This is a genomic window from Providencia sp. PROV174 (assembly GCF_028480685.1).
Taxonomy (GTDB): Bacteria; Pseudomonadota; Gammaproteobacteria; order Enterobacterales; family Enterobacteriaceae; genus Providencia; species Providencia rettgeri.
The window spans coordinates 1-1,894 of sequence record NZ_JAMPOT010000018.1 but is presented as its reverse complement, the minus strand read 5'-3'; the positions used below and the strand labels follow the sequence as shown (position 1 = coordinate 1,894).

General features: G+C 39.5%; 1 protein-coding gene. It reads left to right on the top strand.

Annotated elements, in window-relative coordinates:
* On the top strand, positions 1 to 1,663 hold a 1,663-nt coding region (locus PSE60_RS15880; protein WP_272666008.1), incomplete at its 5' end, for a hypothetical protein.
* Positions 1,664 to 1,894 lie beyond the last annotated feature (231 nt).

The window sequence follows — 1,894 nt, the reverse complement described above, 5'->3', positions numbered from 1 at the left end:
AAAAGTGGCGTTAGAAGCTGAACTGGCCGCGGCGAAAAAACAGCTAGCCGAGCACCAAGCCACGCAAAATGCGTTGTCAAAACAGTTCACGAGCAGCGAAAAACAGCAGGCCGACTTGCAGGCGAAACTCCGTCAACAAGAGCAAGATCACGCCGCAGCTCAGGCTCAACTGAAGCAAGCGAATGCGGATTTGCAGAAGCTGAAAAATGAAGTTGAAACAAAAACTGCTTTAATGAATCAAGCCAGCGATCAGCAAGTTAAAGCACTGACGGCGGATTTAAACAAACAACTCGCGTTGCTGAAGCAAAAAGAAGACGGGCTGAAGAAAGCGGAAACGGAAAGCCAAACCACCCGCGACGCCTTAGCCAAACAGCAAGCGGATGCGAAAGTGTTAGCCGAGAAAAACCAACAGCTAACAGCCCAGCTACAGCAAAAAGCGCAACAAGCGGATAAAATCCAAGCGTCATTAGCGGAGCAAACCGCGAAAGCGGCTGAGAAAGTGGCGTTAGAAACCGAACTAGCCGCGGCGAAAAAACAGTTAGCCGAGCAGCAAGCCGCGCAAAATGCATTGTCAAAACAGTTCACGAGCAGTGAAAAACAGCAGGCGGACTTGCAGGCAAAACTCAGCCAGCAAGAGCAGAATTATGCCACCGCACAGGCGCAGCTGAAGCAAGCCAACGCAGACCTGTTGAAGTTACAAAAAGATTTTGAAAAACAAACAGCGCTAATAGGGCAAGCAAGTGACAAGCAAGTTAAAGAGCTAACAATAGACTTAAATAAACAGATTGCCCTATTGAAGCAAAAAGAATCAGCTTTAGCTAAGTTAGAATCTGAGAAAAAATCAATTAATGATGCCCTTACTGCCCAAGAAAATGAGAAGAGAAAACTTGAGCAGCAAAATCAGCAATTTGTTAAGCAAACTAAGTCTCAAGAAGACAAAATTAGCAAACTTGAAAGTGATATAGCGGCTAAAACAAAGAAACAGTCTGAGGTTGAGCAAAAACTGGCAGACACAAATAAGCTTTTTGGTGATTTAAAAACGACTTCTCAGAAGGAATTAGCATTAGCACAAGAGAAATTGAAAAAATTACAAACAGAGTTAGATTCGCGTAAATCCATTTCGAGTGATGAAACTTTAAAATCACAAATTATGGAGTTGAATCGACTGATAACTCAACTACAAGATGAAAATGATGCATTAAAAGCGAGAAGTGGATCAAAACCGAATACAAGTTTGGCAGGGCGAGTTCCGCCTAGCAAAGATTTAAAAGCGATCGCCGCAGAAAATGCGAAGAAAAACCAAAAGATTATTGAACAAATTACTGCTCAAAAATACAGTAAGCTCGATAACAACACTTACTATAAAATCATGCAAGCAGGCTCACCGATAAAAGACGTCAAAAATAAAGATGTGACTTTTATTATGAGAGAGCAATTAACAGATGGTAAGGTTACAGTATTGTACACCGATCAAAACCCTGTCACATTGCCTTATAATCAGTTACCTGCACCACTAAATTCCTTTGTAGAACGCGCAGGGGAAGGGGGAATGGTTAAAGTCTATATTAAACCTGAAGGTGGATATGGCGTTGAAGGTATACCTGGTGAAGTACCACCAAACTCAATGTCAATTATTGATCTAAAAATAATCAAAGCAAAATAATATAGTTTTATTTAAGTTTCTCTTAAAGGTAATTTGTCACTAAAGGCAGATTACCTTTTTTATGATGCATTATTCTGAAAGAAGTATAAGAAGTATAAGAAGTATAAGAAGTATAAGAAGTATAAGAAGTATAAGAAGTATAAGAAGTATAAGAAGTATAAGAAGTATAAGAAGTATAAGAAGTATAAGAAGTATAAGAAGTATAAGAAGTATAAGAAGTATAATAAGTTT